The organism is Streptomyces sp. NPDC087270, assembly GCF_044744625.1.
In the GTDB taxonomy this organism is placed as follows: domain Bacteria; phylum Actinomycetota; class Actinomycetes; order Streptomycetales; family Streptomycetaceae; genus Actinacidiphila.
This window is the reverse complement of record NZ_JBIUYR010000002.1, coordinates 532478-549470: the sequence shown is the minus strand read 5'-3', so window position 1 is coordinate 549470 and position 16993 is coordinate 532478. Positions and strand designations below refer to the sequence as shown.

The following is a 16993-nucleotide window of genomic DNA, read 5'->3' as shown; positions in this document are numbered from 1 at the left end:
TCAGTCCTGCCGGCACCGCCGGTCCCGGTGCCGCGCACCGCCGATCCGTCGCCGGCCGTCATGACGCCTCCCCGGAGCCGAGGGCCGAAGCGTCCGGGTCGCCGTCCGGCGCCACCACCGCCAGCACCTGGTCCATCGCCACCGTGCTGCCCGCGGTGACGTCGATCTCCGTCACCGTGCCGTCATGCGGCGCGGCGATCACGTGCTCCATCTTCATGGCCTCCACCACCAGCAGACTCTGCCCCGCCACCACCTGCTCGCCCTTGGCGACCTTCACCACCGTGACCGTGCCCGGCATCGGCGCGGTCAGCGCACCACCCCCGGCGCCCGCCGCCGCACCCCGCAGCGCCGCCGCCACCGGGTCGTACGACTGCACCCGCCAACTGTCGCCGTCCCGGCCGAGCCACTCGCCCGCCCGGTCGAAAGCCGACGCCCTGTCCTCGCGGTACAGCACCACCCGCGAGCCGGTCACATCGATGCGTGCCCGCACCGGCGGACCGTCGCCGATCCGCACCCGGCCGTCGCGCACTCCCACCCGCACCGGCTCCCGGCCCGGCACCCGCAGATGGTGCACCGTCCAGGCCGGCTCCCCGCCCAGCCGCCACCCGCTCGGCACCGAGAACGGGTCGACCCACCCGCCGTCCTCCGCCGGCGCTGCCAACTCGCGCTGCCGCAGCAGCGCCGCCGCCTCGTACACCTCGTCCGGCACCCCGTCCGGCAGCAGCCCGGCCGCGTCCCGGTCGATCAGCCCGGTGTCCAACTCGCCCGCCACCACGGCCGGATGCGCGAGCAGCCGCCGCAGGAACCCGGTGTTCGTCTCCAGGCCCAGCACCACCGTGCCGGCCAGCGCCGCCCGCAGCCTGCGCAGCGCTGTCGCCCGGTCCGGGCCGTGCGCGATCACCTTGGCGAGCATCGGGTCATAGGCGGTGCCGACCTCGGTGCCCGCCGCCAGACCGGAGTCCACCCGCACCCCGGGCCCGGCCGGGTCACGCAACTCCAGCACGGTGCCCGCCGACGGCAGGAAGTCCACCGAGCCGTCGCCCGGCCGGGCCGTCTCCGCGCAGATCCGCGCCTCGATCGCGTGCCCGGTCAGCGTCACGTCCTCCTGGCCGAAGTCCAGCGGTTCCCCGCAGGCCACCCGCAGCTGCCACTCCACCAGGTCCAGCCCGGTCACCAACTCCGTCACCGGGTGCTCCACCTGGAGCCGGGTGTTCATCTCCATGAAGTAGTACGCGGCCGGGTCCGCGCCGGGCACGATGAACTCCACCGTGCCCGCGCCGGTGTACCCGCACGAACGCGCCGCCTGCACCGCCGCCTCGCCCATCGCCGCCCGGGTGGCCGGGTCCAGCAGCACCGACGGCGCCTCCTCGATCACCTTCTGGTGCCGGCGCTGCAACGAGCACTCCCGCTCGCCGAGGTGCACCACATTGCCGTGCGCGTCGGCCAGCACCTGGATCTCGATATGGCGCGGCCGGTCGATCCACCGCTCCACCAGCAGCGTGTCGTCCCCGAACGAACCGCGCGCCTCCCGGCGGGCCGCCGCGATCTCCTCTGGCAGCCGCGCCGTGTCCCGTACCAGCCGCATGCCCTTGCCACCGCCGCCCGCGGACGGCTTGAGCAGCACCGGCATGCCGATCTCCCGCGCCGCCTCGGCCAGTTCGTTGTCGGTCAACCCGCTGCCGCTGCTGCCGGGCACCACCGGCACCCCGGCGGCCTGCACGGTCTGCTTGGCCCGGATCTTGTCGCCCATCAGCTCGATCGCGTCGGCCGGCGGCCCGATGAAGACCAGCCCGGCCTGTGCGCAGGCCCGGGCGAAGCCCGCGTTCTCGGCGAGGAATCCGTATCCGGGGTGGACGGCCTGAGCACCGGCCGCGCCCGCCGCCCGCACCAGCTCGGACGCCGACAGGTAACTGTCCACCCGCACCGCGGTGTCGGCCTCCCGCACATGCCGGGCGCCGGCGTCCGCCTCGGTGAACACGGCCGCCGACCGCACTCCTGACTCCCGCAGGGTGCGCATGACCCGCACCGCGATCTCTCCCCGGTTGGCCACCAGCACGGTGTCGAACATCGCCGGCCGGCTCGGGGTGGTGTTGCTGCTCATCTCGGCCCTCACATCCGGAAGACGCCGTAGCCCGGCGCGGTCGGATCGGCTTCGGGCAGTGGCGCGTTGGCACAGGCGGTCAGCGCCAGACCCAGTACGGTGCGGGTCTCCAGCGGGTCGATCACCCCGTCGTCCCACAGCCGGGCCGTCGCGTAGTAGGCGTTGCCCTGGGTCTCGTACTGCTCGCGGATCGGAGCCTTGAAGTCCTCCTCCGCCTGCTCGCTCCACTTCTCGCCGGCCGCGGCCAACTGGTCCCGCTTCACCGTCGCCAGCACCGAGGCGGCCTGCTCGCCGCCCATCACGGAGATCTTGGCGTTGGGCCACATCCACAGGAAGCGGGGGCTGTAGGCCCGGCCGCACATGGAGTAGTTCCCGGCGCCGTAGGAGCCGCCGATCACCACCGTCAGCTTCGGCACCCGGGCGCACGCCACCGCCGTCACCATCTTCGCGCCGTGTTTGGCGATGCCGCCCGCTTCGTACTGCCGGCCCACCATGAAGCCCGAGATGTTCTGGAGGAAGAGCAGCGGGATGCCGCGCTGGTCGCAGAGTTCGATGAAGTGCGCGCCCTTGAGGGCGGATTCGGCGAACAGGATGCCGTTGTTCGCCACGATGCCGACCGGATGGCCCTGGAGGTGGGCGAATCCGGTGACCAGCGTGGTGCCGTACTCCGCCTTGAACTCCGCGAAGCGGCTGCCGTCGACCAGCCGGGCGATCACCTCCCGCACGTCGTACGGCGTACGGGAGTCCGCCGGCACCGCGCCGTACAGCCCCGCCGGGTCCACCGCGGGTGGTTCCGCGGGCCGCACCGTCCACGGCGGCGCGCCCCGGGCCGGCAGGGTGGCCACGATGTCGCGGACGATGCTCAACGCGTGCGCGTCGTCCTCGGCGAGATGGTCGGTGACACCGGACGTCCGGGAGTGCACCTCGCCGCCGCCGAGTTCCTCCGCGGTGACCACCTCTCCGGTGGCGGCCTTCACCAGGGGCGGGCCGCCGAGGAAGATCGTGCCCTGGTTCCGCACGATCACGGCCTCGTCGCTCATCGCCGGGACATAGGCACCGCCGGCGGTGCACGAACCCATCACCGCGGCGATCTGCGGGATGCCGCGGGCCGACATGGTGGCCTGGTTGTAGAAGATCCGGCCGAAGTGGTCGCGGTCGGGGAAGACCTCGTCCTGCCGGGGGAGGAAGGCGCCGCCGGAGTCCACCAGGTAGACGCAGGGCAGCCGGTTGTCGAGCGCGACCTCCTGGGCCCGCAGGTGCTTCTTGACGGTCATCGGGTAATAGGTGCCGCCCTTGACGGTGGCGTCGTTGGCCACCACCACGACCTCGCGGCCCGAGACCCGGCCGATGCCGGCGATCACCCCCGCCGCGGGGGCCTGGCCGTCGTACATCCCGTCGGCGGCGAGCGGAGCAAGTTCGAGGAAGGGGGAGCCGGGGTCGAGCAGTCCGTCCACGCGGTCCCGCGGCAGCAGTTTTCCCCGGGAGGTGTGCCGTGCGCGCGCCTTCTCTCCGCCGCCGAGCCGCGCGGCGGCAAGCTTGTCACGCAGAGTCGCCGTGAGTGCGGTGTGCGCCTGCGCGTTGGCGCGAAATGCCTTCGATGCCGGATCTGCGGCACTGGACAGGGCGGGTGCTGCCATGGGTCGGCCCCCCGGGTGTTAGCGAGCGTTAACCTGATGACTCCACGTTAACGCTCGCTAACGGGATTGTCTAGACTCGATTTCATGAGTCCGACCAAGGCTGTGGAAAACCGGCGCGAGCAGATCCTCCGAGAGGCCGCGCGGCTCTTCGCCGAGCGCGGGTTCCACGGAGTCGGCGTGGACGAGATAGGGGCCGCGGTCGGCATCAGCGGCCCCGGGCTGTACCGGCACTTCGCCGGGAAGGACGCGATGCTCGCCGAGTTGCTGGTCGGGATCAGCGGGCGTTTGCTGGCCGCGGGCCGGATGCGGGTCGCGGAGACCACGGAGCCCGCCGAGACGCTGGACGCGCTGATCCGCGGCCACATCGACTTCGCCATCGACGACCGGCCGCTCATCACCCTGCACGACCGCGAGCTGGACCGGCTGCGCGAATCCGACCGCAAACTCGTCCGCCAGCTCCAGCGGCAGTATGTGGAGGAATGGGTGGCGGTGGTCCGCCGGGTGTACCCCGGCGCCACCGAACTGGAGGCCCGAGCCGCTGTCCACGCCGTGTTCGGCCTGCTCAACTCCACGCCCCACCTCGGCGCGCAGTCCGGCCTGCCCGACCGCGCCGGGATGGCCGCTCTTCTGCACCGCCTCGCGCTCAGCGCGCTGGACGCCCTCGGCGGCGGCCCTGCCCTGGACAGCGGTGACGACCGGCGGGTAACTTTCTGAGCGCTTGCTTAATTCTCGGATGGGAGGCGCGCTGTGCGTCGTACGGTGTTCAACGAGGACCACGAGGCGTTCCGCGAGACGATACGCGCCTTCATCGAGGCCGAGGTCGTCCCCGTCTACGACGAGTGGCTGGCGGCCGGGCAGGTACCGCGGGAGTTCTACTACAAGCTCGGTGAGCTCGGTGTGTTCGGCATCGAGGTGCCCGAGGAGTTCGGCGGCGCGGGCGAGCGCAGCTTCAAGTTCCAGGCCGTGATCGGCGAGGAGCTGGCCCGCGCCGGTGTCAGCTTCGGCGGCAGCAGCGTGCACGTCGGCCTCTGCCTGCCGTACGTGATGGCGTACGGCACCCAGGAGCAGAAGAAGCGCTGGCTGCCCGGCTTCGTCAGCGGCGAGACCATGTTCGCCATCGCGATGACCGAGCCCGGCACCGGCTCCGACCTGGCCGGCATGAAGACCACCGCGAAACTCGCCGACGACCGCAGCCACTACGTCCTCAACGGCGCGAAGACCTTCATCACCGGCGGCGTCCACGCCGACCGCGTGATCGTCTGCGCCCGCACCGCCCCGCCCACTCCCGAGGACCGCCGCGCCGGCATCTCGCTCTTCGTCGTCGACACCAAGTCCGACGGCTACGCGGTCGGCCGCAAGCTGGACAAGCTCGGCCTGAAGACCTCCGACACCGCGGAGCTGTCCTTCACCGACGTCCGCGTGCCGGTGGAGGACCTGCTGGGTGAGGAGGGCAAGGGCTTCTCCTACCTCGGTCAGAACCTGCCGCAGGAGCGACTCGCCATCGCGGCCGGCGCCCACGCCCAGGCCGCGGCCGCGATCCGCTTCGCGCAGGCGTACGTCCAGGACCGCACCGTCTTCGGCAAGACCGTCGCGTCGTTCCAGAACACCAAGTTCGAACTCGCCGCCTGCAAGGCCGAGGTCGACGCCGCCGAGGCCGTCGTGGACCGCGCGCTCGAAGCCCACGACCGGCGCGAGCTGTCCGCCGCCGACGCCGCCTCGGCCAAGCTCTTCTGCACCGAGGTCGCCGCCCGTGTCATCGACCGCTGCCTCCAGCTGCACGGCGGATACGGTTACATGAACGAGTACCCGATCGCCCGCCTCTACGCGGACAACCGGGTCAACCGGATCTACGGCGGAACCAGTGAGGTCATGAAGTCGATCATTGCCAAGTCGATGGGCCTGTGAACGAGAAACCGACACCCCTGCAGTCCCTGCTCGGCCTCCTCGACCTGGAGCGGATCGAGCAGGACATCTTCCGCGGCTTCAGCCGCTCGGCCGTGGTGCCGCGCGTCTTCGGCGGGCAGGTCGCCGCGCAGGCGCTGGTCGCCGCCGGCCGCACCGTGCCCGAGGAGCGCGCCGCACACTCCCTGCACGCGTACTTCCTGCGCCCCGGCGACCCGGGCGCGCCGATCGTCTACCAGGTGGACCGGATTCGCGACGGCCGGTCCTTCACCACCCGGCGGGTCGTCGCGATCCAGCACGGCCAGCCGATCTTCCACCTGTCGGCGTCCTTCCAGATCCATGAGGACGGCCTGGAGCACCAGGAGGCGATGCCGCCGGCGCCCGACCCCGAGACGCTCCCCAGCGCCGACGAACTGCTGCCGGCCCACGCCGACAAGTTCCCCGATCCGACGGTCATCGACCGGCTGCTCGAAGCGCGGGCCGCCGTCGACCTGCGCTATGTCGAGGACCCGCCCTTCCTCACCGCGGGCGTGCGCCGCGAACCCCGCTCCCAGGTGTGGTTCCGCACCCGTGGCAAGCTCGCCGACGACCCCTTGCTGCACGTCTGCCTGGCCACCTATGTGTCGGACATGACGCTGCTCGACTCGGTGCTCCTCGCGCACGGGCGCGGCGGCTGGGCGGTCGGCGACGTGGTGGGCGCCAGCCTCGACCACGCCATGTGGTTCCACCGCCCTTTCCGCGCCGACGAGTGGCTGCTGTACGACCAGCAGAGCCCGTCCGCCTCGGGCGGACGCGGACTGGGCACCGCGCGCATCTACACGCAGGACGGCGCGCTGGCCGTGTCGGTGATCCAGGAGGGCCTGGTCCGGGTGCCGTGGGACTGAGGCCGGCACGCCCCGCAGAGGGTCCCGGTCGGCGATAGGGGGGCGGGGTCGGCGATCGGGGTCGGTGTCCGGGCTCCGACGCTCCCTGGTCCCCGGTTCCTAGTCGCGGGTCTTGCGGGTTCTGGTCCTTCGGGTCCGGGGGTCCGGGCGGTGCCGGCCGCCACCGCCCGGCCGGGGCGCCGCCGGGCGGCGCCGCAGGTCGGCCGCGTCCAGCAGGTAGGAGGCCATCGGCGCGTAGAAGTGCGGCTGCACGTTGTCGTCGAGCGGCACGCTCACCAGGACGCTGCCCTCGGACTCGCCGACGAACAGCGCCGGGTCGTTGGAGTCCGCGAAGCCGACCGTGTCGATACCGCGCGCCCCCGCGCAGCCCGCCCAGCCGTGGTCGGCCACCACCAGGTCGGGCAGCCCCCGCCCGTCGCGCTCCAGGGCGTTGAGCACCTCGGTCATCGGTTCCGGTGAGTGGGTGTGCACCAGGCCGCCACCCCGGTGCAGCATGAAGACACCGCCGAGGTAGCGGATCTCGCCGCCGTCCGCGTACAGGTTCTCCGCCGGTCCGACCACCTGGCAGCCGACCGCCCGCAAGGCCCCGGCAAGTACGTTGTGCACCGCGAACAATCCCGCGGGATGCCCGCTGGCCAGCAGGACCGTGGAGCGGCTCTCCGCCGCCTTCTTCAGCACCTCCGCCATACGGTCCAGGCCCTCGACGGTCAGCTCAGGATCGATGGTGTCCTGCCCGTGCACGTGCTCGGGGTCGGCGACCACCCCGCAGCGCTCCGCCATCAACTCCAGCACCGCCGACTCCTCGGTCCACCGGTCACCGAGGTCCAACCCGAACCAGAAGTAGCGGTTGCCCTCGGCGAGCTCCCGGTAGTGGTCGAGGTTGTTCTCGCGCGTGGTCGCGACGTCTCCGGCGATCCGGGTGCGTATCAGGTGCGAGACGAGGGCCTGGCGGGTGGGGGTGGCAGGCAGCGGGTCCATGGGCATGGAGACATTCTCCCGCCCCCGCGTCCCGGTATGCGACGTGCCCTGGATCGACGCCGAGGCGTAATCACCGTCGCCGATTGGAGGAAACGTACATTTCGGGGGCCGATGGGGGACCGTAGGGTCGGCGGGCACCGGCCGTACCGAGAAGCGCCGTACCGAACCGCCACACCGAGAAGAGGCAGCCACATGAGCAGCGCCCAGCCGCGCGGCCCCGTCGACTCCTCGCGTGTCCCGCGCTACGCGGGCCCCGCGACCTTCGCCCGTCTGCCCCGGCTCGACGAGGTGGGCAGTGCGGACGTCGCGGTCGTCGGCGTGCCCTTCGACACCGGGGTGTCCTACCGCCCCGGCGCGCGGTTCGGCGGCAACGCCATCCGCGAGGCGTCCCGGCTGCTGCGCCCGTACAACCCGGCGCAGGACGCCGCCCCCTTCGCGCTTGCCCAGGTGGCCGACGCGGGCGACATCGCCGCCAACCCGTTCGACATCGGTGAGGCGGTCGAGACCATCCAGACCGCCGCAGACGACCTGCTGGCGACCGGTGCCCGCCTCATGACGCTCGGCGGCGACCACACCGTCGCCCTGCCGCTGCTGCGCGCGGTCGCGCGCCGGCACGGGCCGGTGGCCCTGCTCCACTTCGACGCGCACCTCGACACCTGGGACACGTACTTCGGCGCCGCGTACACCCACGGGACGCCGTTCCGCCGCGCGGTCGAGGAGGGCATCCTCGACACCTCGGCGCTCTCCCACGTCGGAACCCGCGGCCCGCTGTACGGCAGGAAGGACCTCGACGACGACGAGAAGATGGGCTTCGGCATCGTCACCTCCGCCGACGTGATGCGCCGCGGCGTCGACGAGGTCGCCCAGCAGCTGCGGGAGCGGATCGGTGACCGGCCGCTGTACATCTCGGTGGACATCGACGTCCTCGACCCCGCGCACGCCCCCGGCACCGGGACCCCGGAAGCCGGCGGCCTCACCTCACGCGAGCTCCTGGAGATCCTGCGCGGCCTGTCCGGCTGCCATCTGGTGTCGGCCGACGTGGTGGAGGTCGCCCCGGCCTACGACCACGCGGAGATCACCTCGGTCGCCGCTTCCCACACCGCCTACGAGCTCACGACGATCATGGCCCGGCAGATCGCGGCAGCCCGCTGAGCCGTCCGAATCACTCGAAGTGATTACGACCAAGGTCGCACTCATGTGCGACCTTGGTCGTTGGTTTTGTTGCGGGAGGATGAAACGCGCGGTGCGGCGCGTTGGGAGCGTCGGCAGGACAAGCGGCGGCGGGTCGCGGGACGAACGTGGTGGAGGACGGCGTGGCGAAGGCGAGACCGGGGGCAGCGGCTGAGGACGGCCCCGAGCAGGGCTGGCTCCGGAGGCTGAGCGGCTATGCCTGGCGGTACAAGCGCAGCGTGCTGCTGTCGCTCGGCGCGTCCCTCGCGGGCATGGGCGTCACCGCCCTGGTCCCGCTGGTTCCCAAGCTGATCATCGACGACGTCATCGTCAAGCACGACAGGCCGCTCGCGCCGTGGGCCATCGCCCTGGTGGTCGCCGCCGTCGTCGTCTACGTGCTGACGTACCTGCGGCGGTTCTACGGCGGGCGCCTCGCCCTCGACGTCCAGCACGACCTGCGGGACGAGATGTTCCGGTCGATCATGCGGCTCGACGGCCGCCGCCAGGACGAGCTGAGCACCGGGCAGGTCGTCGGCCGCGCCACCAGCGACCTCCAACTGATCCAGGGGCTGCTGTTCATGCTGCCCGTCATGATCGGCAACCTGCTGCTCTTCCTGCTCTCCCTCGTGGTGATGCTCGTCCTCTCCCCGGTGCTGACCCTGGTCGCGCTGGCCGTCGCCCCCGCGCTGTGGTTCATCGCCGACCGCTCCCGCAAGCGGCTCTTCCCCGCCACCTGGTACGCCCAGGGCCAGGCGGCGGCAGTCGCCGGCGTCGTCGACGGGTCGGTCACCGGGGTGCGGGTGGTCAAGGGCTTCGGCCAGGAACAGCAGGAGATGGGCAAGCTGCAGAAGGTCAGCCGCCGCCTCTTCGCGGGCCGGCTGCGCACCGTCCGGCTCAGCGCCCGCTACACGCCGGCGCTCCAGGCGGTCCCCTCGCTCGGCCAGATCGGCATGCTCGCGCTCGGCGGCTGGATGGCCACCCGCGGCCAGATCACCCTGGGCACCTTCGTCGCCTTCTCCACCTACCTCGCCCAGCTCACCGGCCCGGTCCGGATGCTCACCATGATGCTGACCGTCGGCCAGCAGGCCCGCGCCGGAGTCGAGCGCGTCCTCGAACTCATCGACACCCGCCCCACCCTCGACGAGGGCACCAAGACTCTCCCGCCGGGCGCCCCCGCCACCGTCGACTTCGACAACGTCTCCTTCGGCTACAGCGCCCAGCGCCCGGTCCTCGACGGCTTCGACCTGAGCATCGAGCCCGGCGAGACGGTCGCCGTCGTCGGCGCCTCCGGCTCCGGCAAGTCGACCGTCTCCCTGCTGCTGCCCCGGATGTACGACGTGACCGGCGGCGCCGTGCGGATCGGCGGTGTGGACGTCCGCGAGCTGACCTTCGAGTCGCTGCGCTCCGCGATCGGGCTGGTGCCCGAGGACAGCTTCCTGTTCTCCGACACCGTGCGGGCCAACATCGCCTACGGCAAGCCCGACGCGACCGACGAGGAGGTCCTGGCGGCCACCCGCGCCTCCCAGGCCCACGACTTCATCACCGCCCTGCCCGACGGCTACGACACGGTCGTCGGCGAGCAGGGCCTGACCCTCTCCGGCGGCCAGCGGCAGCGCGTCGCCCTGGCCCGCGCGATCCTCACCGACCCGAGGCTGCTGCTCCTGGACGACGCCACGTCCGCGGTGGACGCCCGGGTCGAGGCGGAGATCTTCGACGCCCTGCGCCAGGTGATGCGCGGCCGTACGACGCTGCTGATCGCCCACCGCCGCTCCACCCTGTCCCTCGCCGACCGGATCGCCGTCCTGGACGCGGGGCGCCTGGCCGACCTGGGCACCCACGACGAACTGCAGGCGCGCAGCCCGCTCTACCGTGCGTTGCTCACCGACCCCGAGGCGCTCGGCGCCGACGTGGTCGACCTCGACCCGGCCGGCGCCGCTGTGTCGCGGACCGTCGAGCGGTGCGGACACGAGATGGCCGCGGACGGCACCTGCGCCGACCCGGAGTGCCTGCTGCTGGCCGAGGAAGAAGCGGTGGCCGAGGCCGAATCGGTGCGGGACGCGGCCGCGGGCATCACCCCGGAGCTGTGGCCCGAGCACCTCCGGGTGGACGAGGACGACGATCCGTCCGGCGGCGGCACATCGGCGCCGGCGGCCGCGCGCAGGACCGCGGCGGGCCCGGGCGGAATGGCCGGCGCGCTCGCGGGGATGCCCGCCACTCCGGAACTCCTCGCCAAGGTCGCCGCCTTGCCGCCCGCCCTCGACACCCCCGACATCGACGAGGAGCGCGCTCGCTCCGCCGACCAGACATTCGGGCTCGGCAGCATGCTCCGCGGTTTTCGCACCCCTCTGCTGCTCAGCCTGCTGCTCGTCGCGATCGACGCGATCGCCGGACTGCTGCTGCCGGTCCTGATCCGGCACGGCATCGACGCGGGCGTGCGCAGGCAGGCGCTGGACGCGGTCTGGGTGGCCTCCCTGCTCGGCCTGGCACTGGTCCTGCTGCAGTGGGTGGTGGAGTGGGGTTCGACCCTGCTCACCGGCCGCACCGGCGAACGCGTCCTGTACACCCTGCGCGTGAAGATCTTCGCCCACCTGCACCGGCTCGGACTGGACTTCTACGAGCGGGAGCTGTCCGGCCGCATCATGACCCGGATGACCACGGACGTGGACGCCCTGTCCACCTTCCTGCAGACCGGTCTGGTCACGGCGCTGGTCAGCGTGCTGACCTTCGTCGGCATCCTGGTGGCCCTGCTCGCCATCGACGTGCAGCTCGCTCTGCTGGTCTTCGCCACCCTGCCCCTGCTGGTGATCGCCACCTGGGTCTTCCGCCGCAAGTCCGTGCGCGCGTACGAGTCCGCCCGCGAGCGGATCGCCGTTGTCAACGCCGACCTGCAGGAACACGTGGCCGGTCTGCGCGTGGTCCAGGCGTTCCGCGGTGAGCAGCACGGCGCCCGGCGCTTCCTCAGCCGCAGCGACGAATACCGCACGGCCCGGGTCCGCGGCCAGTTCCTGATCTCGGTGTACTTCCCGTTCGTACAGCTGCTGTCCAGCGTAGCGGCCGCGCTCGTGCTGATCGTCGGCGCCCACCGGGTCAACGCGGGCACCCTGACCGCGGGCGCCCTGGTCGCCTACCTGCTCTACATCGACCTGTTCTTCTCCCCGGTGCAGCAGCTCTCCCAGGTCTTCGACGGCTTCCAGCAGGCCTCGGTCTCACTCGGCCGCATCCGTGAACTGCTGCGCCGGCCCACCACCACACCGCAGGCCCGGGACCCGCGGCCGGTGCACCGCCTGCGCGGCGAGATCACCTTCCAGGACGTCTTCTTCCGCTACGGCGGCGCCGACGCCGAAGGAACCGACGCCCTGGCCGGCATCGACCTGCGGGTGCCCGCCGGCCAGACCGTCGCCTTCGTCGGCGAGACCGGCGCGGGCAAGTCCACGCTGGTCAAACTCGCCGCTCGGTACTACGACCCGACCGGCGGTGCCGTCCTCGTCGACGGCACCGACATCCGCGAGTTCGATCTGACCGGCTATCGGCAGCAGTTGGGCGTCGTCCCCCAGGAGCCGTACCTGTTCGCGGGCACCATCCGCGACGCCATCGCCTACGGGCGGATGGACGCGACCGACGCCGAGGTGGAGGCCGCCGCCCGCGCGGTGGGCGCCGACGGGATGATCGCCTCCCTCGAAGGCGGCTACCTCCACCACGTCGCCGAACGCGGCCGGAACCTGTCCGCGGGCCAGCGCCAGCTCATCGCCCTGGCCCGCGCCGAACTCGTCGACCCCGCCGTCCTGCTGCTCGACGAGGCCACCGCGGCACTCGACCTCGCCACCGAGGCCCTGGTCAACCAGGCCGCCGACCGGCTGTCCGTCCGCCGCACCACCCTCGTGGTCGCGCACCGGCTCAGCACCGCGGCCCGGGCCGACCGGGTCGTGGTCCTCGACCACGGCCGTGTCGTCGAGGACGGCACCCACGAGGAACTCCTCGCCCGCGACGGTCGGTACGCCGGGCTCTGGCGCACTTTCACCGGCGAGGTCCGTTCGGCGGCCTGACCTCCGCCGCCGCGAACCCGTCACCCGGCCCGTCACCCAGCCGTCACCCAGTCCGGGTGACGGGCCGGGCTACGCGGCCTGCTGCCAGTGCGCCCGGAGCGTGTCGACGGCGGCCGTGATCGACGGCCGCCGTGCCGCGCCCTTCCGCCACAGCGCGTACAACCGCCGCACCGGCGCGGGCTCCAGCCGCAGCACCCGCACCCCCTCGGGCAGCGGCCCCCGGCCCAGCCGAGGCACCAGCGCGATGCCCAGCCCGGCCGCCACCAGTGCGACCTGCGTGCCGTACTCCCCGACCTGGTACGCCATGTCCGGTTCGGTACCGGACTCCCGCAGCGTCCGCACCAGCCAGTCGTGGCACACCGAGCCCGGCGGCTGGCAGATCCACCGCTCCCGCGCGATGTCCGTCCGCAGCACGGACCCCCTTGCCGCCAAAGGGTGTTCGGCGGGCACCAGCACGTCGCACCGGTCATCACCGATGACCGCTCGCCCCAGCCCGTCCGGCACGGGGAGCGGCGCGATGTCCCAGTCGTGCGCCACCGCCAGGTCCACCGCGCCCCGCAGCACCAGATCGACCGACAGGTGAGCGTCCACCTCCACCAGCCGCAGATCCAGCACCGGGTGCGCGGCGGCCAACTCGGCCAGCACCGGCGGCAGCAGCCCACAGGCCGCGGTCGGGAACGCCGCCACCGTCAGCCGCCCGCTCGGCCGGCCGCGCTGCTCCTCCAGCGCGACCTCGGCCGACTCCACCACCCGCATCAACTCCTGCGCCGCGGCCACCAGCAGCCGCGCCGCATCAGTCAGCGCCACCCCGCGGCCCTGCCGCTCCAGCAGTACCGACCCGGCCTCGCGCTCCAGCTTCGCGATCTGCTGGGACACCGCCGACGGTGTGTACCCCAGCGCCGCGGCCGCAGCACCGATCGAGCCGTGCGTGTGCACCGCGTGCAGCGCTCTCAGCCGTCCCAGATCGAGCACGCCCGCGTTCTCCCTTCCCTCTCCTGGCCGACGCCCGTCCGGGCCGGGCCCGTCGCCGACCGGCGCTCCAGCGCGCCCGTACTCCTCGGGCCGCTCAGGCCGACTCCGACAGCAGCCGAACCAGATGCTCCCGCCCGGCCTCCAGCAGACCCGGCAACTCCTCCGCCTGCGGATACCACCTCTTCTCGTACTCCCAGCACAGCCAGCCGTCCCACTCGGCGCGGCTGAGCACCTCGACCGTCTCGGCCAGCGGCAGCGCCCCCTTGCCGAGCGGCAGCGGCGTCCGATCCTCCGTCGAGGAGATGTCCTTGACCTGTACATAGCCCAGGTAGGGCGCCAGCGCCGGGTACGTCGAGGACGGCTGCTCCCCGGCGAGCCACGTGTGCATCACGTCCCAGATCGCGCCCACGGCGTGGTGCCCGACGGTGCCCAACACCCTCGCCACGTCGGCGCCGGACCGATGCGAGTCGTGTGTCTCCAACAGCACTCGGACCCCTCGGTCGGCCGCGAGCGGCGCCACCGCGGCCAGCCGCCGTTCTGCGAGGGCGTCCGCCTCGGCGGCGGCCAGGTCGCCGCCACCCGGGAAGACCCGGACGAAGGACGCGCCCAGGTCCGCGGCCAGATCCACCGCGGCCTCTACCTCGGCCAGCACCGGACCGTCCTCGCCGGGTGCCGCCATTTTCGCGTAGGCGGCGACAGTGAGAACGGCGATGTCGGACGCCGCGAACTGCTCGACCACGCGGGCACGTTCACCTGCGGAAATCCCCGGGTGGACCGGTTCCTCCTCGCTCGCGCGCAACTCGACGCCGTGGTAGCCGTGCTCTGCCGCGAGCCGCACGACCTGCTCGATGGGCAACGCGGGAAGTCCGAGGGTGGAGAAGGCGAGTTTCATTCGCCGGACACTAGGCACGGGCCCGCCCGCGGTCAACCGGGGTCAGGTATCCCTGAGCTGCCGTGCCGCCTGCGTATCACGCCTGATACGACCTCCTTTCGGCTGTGGCCTCGGCTTCGGAGCGGCTTCCGGATTCGGCTACAGGGCCAGACGCCAGTCCTGGCCCATCAGCTCCCGGCCGAAGCTGCGGTGCGGTTTCTGGGCGACCAGTTCGAACCCGGCCCGCTCGTAGATCCTTCGGGCGCCGGCCAGCACGTCATTGGTCCACAGGACGAGTTCGGTGTAGGCGGCCTGGCGGGCGAAGGCGATGCACGTGTCCACCAACCGCCCACCTATCCCGTGGCCACGCGCTGCCGGATCGACCAGCAGCAGTCGCAGCCGCGCGGTATCGGGCGCGTCGTCCCGCATGCAGAACACACATCCCGCCCGCTCGCCGTCGAGTTCGGCCACCCACATCGCCTCGCGCTGCGGATCGTGGTCCGACGCGTAGTCCGCGACGATGCGCGCGACGAGGGTTTCGTAGTCCTCGTCCCAGCCGTATTCCGCCGCGTACACCGCGGCGTTGCGCTCGATCGCCCACCCAAGATCGCCCGGGCGGGGGGCACGCAGGGTCACGCGCGGGCCGGTGGTGATCCGGTGGTCGTCGTGCAGGATCTCGCGAACCGTGCTCATCGCATCGGTCAGCCGTGGCCGGTCCTCCGGAGCTATCCGGCCGACCAGGGAGCCCACGGCCTCCTGGGAACGCTCCTCCAGCAGCGAGGCCGCTTCCTTCCCCCGTGCGGTCAGCTCTATCCGCTGCCTTCTCGCGTCCTGCTCGGAGGGCCTGCGGGTGACGAGCTGCCGCTCCTCGAACTTCGACAGCATTCGGCTGAGATGGCCCGCGTCGAGCGACAACTCCATCCGCAGGTCAGCAGCGTCGGTGCGCCGCGCGTGCGCGAGTTCGTACAGCACGCGAGCCTCGGTGAGCGTGAACGGTGTGTGCAGGTGGCGGCTGTAGTCGAGCGCGCCGATGAGGTTGGTGTAGAACCGGTTGAACTCGCGGATCTCCTGAACTGCCATGACGACCTCGGCCTTCCGTTATTCCTTTGCCTGAGTCAAAGGTATGCCCGTGCCGAGGCTGTGTGGAAGTCCCTTTTTCCAGCCTGTGGATAACTTTCAGCGAGCGGTGGCCGCCGGCGGCGCGGTGGAGCTGCGGACCATCAGCTCGGTGGTCACGGTGGCGACCGAGCCGGGCGGCGGGGCCGACCGCCCCAGTACCAACCGGCCGGCCCGCGCGCCGGCCTCATGGAGCGGGATGCGGACCGTGGTCAGCGCCGGCGAGGCGTCCGCAGAGAACGGCAGGTCGTCGAAACCCGCCACCGAAATGTCGCCGGGCACGCTCAGCCCGCGGTCGCGCAGGGCGGCGCACACTCCGAGCGCCGCCGTGTCGTTGGCGGCCACGATCGCGGTCACCGTGGGGTCCTTGCGCAGGAGTTCCAACGCGCCGTCGTAACCGGAGGAGCGGTCGTATCCGCCGTGTACGACGGGTTGGCCCGGGATCTCGCCGGGGTCTGCCCCGTTCGAGGTCTGCGGCGCGAGCCCGTAAGCGGCCAGGGCCGCGCGGTGGCCTTCGAGCCGGTGCCGTGTCGTGCTGCGCTCGACCGGGCCGGCGACGCAGCCGATCCGGCGGTGTCCCAGTGACAGCAGGTGCTCGGTCAGTCGCCGCGCCCCGCCCCGGTTGTCGAAGGCGATGGTCATGATGCCCGGCGCGGTTTCGGGCAGCGGGGGGCGACCGCACAGCACGATCCGGGTGCCGGAGGACGCCAGCCGGGCCAGCCGGGTGGCCACCGCGGCGGTGTGCCGCTCATCCTCGACCGCGCCGCCGGTCAGCACCACGCCGGCTGCGCGCTGGCGTTCGAGCAGGGTGAGATAGGTGAGTTCGGACTCGGGTGATCCACCGGTGTTGCAGACGACCGCGAGCTTGCCGCCGCTCGGGGGGTTGCCGGGACCGGCGGCGATCTCGCGTTGCAAGGCGCTGGCGATCAGGCCGAAGAAGGGGTCTGCCACGTCGTTGACGAGGACGCCGACGAGATCGGAGCTGGCCGCCGCGAGTGCTCTCGCCTGCCCGTTGACGACGTAGTCCAGCTCCGCCACGGCCCGCCGCACCCGTTCCCGGGTGCTGCCGGCCACAGGGTAGTTTCCGTTGAGCACTCGGGAGACGGTCGCCGACGACACTCCCGCGCGCGCCGCGACGTCGGCCAGTGTCACTGCCATATCGGTCCTGACCTCCTTGTGCGGCGGCCGGGATCGTGACCACCCGGACCGGCGTCGTACGGCCGCCGACCACCGCGGCACATGCTCTCACCTCGATGGCGCGCGCGGCAGCGGCACCATCCTCGAATGGTCCACCATGCCAGCAAGCGCTTACATCCGCA

At 72.1% G+C, this 16993-nt stretch carries 12 protein-coding genes; 5 read left to right on the top strand and 7 right to left on the bottom strand.

Annotation, left to right across the window (positions count from 1 at the left end):
• Positions 1-58: 58 nt before the first annotated feature.
• Complete coding sequence (locus tag ACIPAE_RS05790) at positions 59-2068, bottom strand: acetyl/propionyl/methylcrotonyl-CoA carboxylase subunit alpha (protein WP_402443321.1); 2010 nt, start codon at positions 2066-2068, stop codon at positions 59-61.
• A 41-nt stretch (positions 2069-2109) separates the two neighbouring features.
• A complete protein-coding gene (locus ACIPAE_RS05785) occupies positions 2110-3738 on the bottom strand; it encodes a carboxyl transferase domain-containing protein (RefSeq protein ID WP_402443113.1) in 1629 nt (542 codons plus the stop codon).
• An 84-nt stretch (positions 3739-3822) separates the two neighbouring features.
• On the opposite strand from ACIPAE_RS05785, the gene ACIPAE_RS05780 reads away from it, so the two are divergent.
• From ACIPAE_RS05780 to ACIPAE_RS05770, 3 genes are read left to right on the top strand one after another with little or no spacing between them, the layout of a single operon-like run.
• Positions 3823-4452, top strand: a complete 630-nt coding sequence (locus ACIPAE_RS05780; protein WP_328464348.1) for a TetR/AcrR family transcriptional regulator — start codon at positions 3823-3825, stop codon at positions 4450-4452.
• 33 nt (positions 4453-4485) lie between these two features.
• Complete coding sequence (locus ACIPAE_RS05775) at positions 4486-5643, top strand: acyl-CoA dehydrogenase family protein (RefSeq protein ID WP_366410521.1); 1158 nt, start codon at positions 4486-4488, stop codon at positions 5641-5643.
• Positions 5640-6524 carry an acyl-CoA thioesterase gene (locus ACIPAE_RS05770; RefSeq protein WP_402443110.1) on the top strand — a complete coding sequence of 295 codons (885 nt, stop codon included), beginning with the start codon at positions 5640-5642 and terminating at the stop codon, positions 6522-6524. Before ACIPAE_RS05775 ends, ACIPAE_RS05770 begins: the two co-directional genes overlap by 4 nt.
• A gap of 99 nt (positions 6525-6623) precedes the next feature.
• Here ACIPAE_RS05770 and ACIPAE_RS05765 read toward each other — a convergent pair whose 3' ends face one another.
• A complete protein-coding gene (locus ACIPAE_RS05765) occupies positions 6624-7508 on the bottom strand; it encodes a phosphatase (protein ID WP_402443108.1) in 885 nt (294 codons plus the stop codon).
• 186 nt (positions 7509-7694) lie between these two features.
• On the opposite strand from ACIPAE_RS05765, the gene speB reads away from it, so the two are divergent.
• Positions 7695-8654 (top strand): agmatinase, encoded by a 960-nt coding sequence (gene speB / locus ACIPAE_RS05760; protein WP_328464344.1) that lies wholly within the window; start codon positions 7695-7697, stop codon positions 8652-8654.
• A gap of 161 nt (positions 8655-8815) precedes the next feature.
• Positions 8816-12715, top strand: coding sequence for an ABC transporter ATP-binding protein (locus ACIPAE_RS05755; protein ID WP_402443106.1), 3900 nt, complete (start codon positions 8816-8818; stop codon positions 12713-12715).
• Positions 12716-12784: 69 nt separating this feature from the next.
• On the opposite strand, the gene ACIPAE_RS05750 is transcribed toward ACIPAE_RS05755, so the two are convergent.
• The 4 genes from ACIPAE_RS05750 to ACIPAE_RS05735 all read right to left on the bottom strand — a co-directional run bounded on the left by ACIPAE_RS05750 (position 12785) and on the right by ACIPAE_RS05735 (position 16832).
• The gene (locus ACIPAE_RS05750; RefSeq protein WP_329369261.1) at positions 12785-13687 is read right to left on the bottom strand and encodes a LysR family transcriptional regulator; all 903 of its coding nucleotides are present in this window, start codon (positions 13685-13687) and stop codon (positions 12785-12787) included.
• A 94-nt stretch (positions 13688-13781) separates the two neighbouring features.
• On the bottom strand, positions 13782-14579 hold the full coding sequence (locus tag ACIPAE_RS05745; protein WP_402443104.1) for a sugar phosphate isomerase/epimerase family protein: 798 nt from the start codon (positions 14577-14579) through the stop codon (positions 13782-13784).
• Positions 14580-14717: 138 nt separating this feature from the next.
• Positions 14718-15638, bottom strand: coding sequence for a bifunctional helix-turn-helix transcriptional regulator/GNAT family N-acetyltransferase (locus tag ACIPAE_RS05740; RefSeq protein ID WP_366410526.1), 921 nt, complete (start codon positions 15636-15638; stop codon positions 14718-14720).
• A gap of 96 nt (positions 15639-15734) precedes the next feature.
• Complete coding sequence (locus ACIPAE_RS05735) at positions 15735-16832, bottom strand: LacI family DNA-binding transcriptional regulator (protein WP_402443102.1); 1098 nt, start codon at positions 16830-16832, stop codon at positions 15735-15737.
• Between the last annotated feature and the right edge of the window lie 161 nt (positions 16833-16993).

Bases quoted from the DNA above. Each gene is read 5' to 3' on its own strand.
- ACIPAE_RS05745 (WP_402443104.1), bottom strand. From the start codon at position 14,579: ATGAAACTCGCCTTCTCCACCCTCGGACTTCCCGCGTTGCCCATCGAG.
- ACIPAE_RS05740 (WP_366410526.1), bottom strand. From the start codon at position 15,638: ATGGCAGTTCAGGAGATCCGCGAGTTCAACCGGTTCTACACCAACCTC.
- ACIPAE_RS05780 (WP_328464348.1), top strand. From the start codon at position 3,823: ATGAGTCCGACCAAGGCTGTGGAAAACCGGCGCGAGCAGATCCTCCGA.
- ACIPAE_RS05765 (WP_402443108.1), bottom strand. From the start codon at position 7,508: ATGCCCATGGACCCGCTGCCTGCCACCCCCACCCGCCAGGCCCTCGTC.
- ACIPAE_RS05785 (WP_402443113.1), bottom strand. From the start codon at position 3,738: ATGGCAGCACCCGCCCTGTCCAGTGCCGCAGATCCGGCATCGAAGGCA.
- ACIPAE_RS05735 (WP_402443102.1), bottom strand. From the start codon at position 16,832: ATGGCAGTGACACTGGCCGACGTCGCGGCGCGCGCGGGAGTGTCGTCG.
- speB (WP_328464344.1), top strand. From the start codon at position 7,695: ATGAGCAGCGCCCAGCCGCGCGGCCCCGTCGACTCCTCGCGTGTCCCG.
- ACIPAE_RS05790 (WP_402443321.1), bottom strand. From the start codon at position 2,068: ATGTTCGACACCGTGCTGGTGGCCAACCGGGGAGAGATCGCGGTGCGG.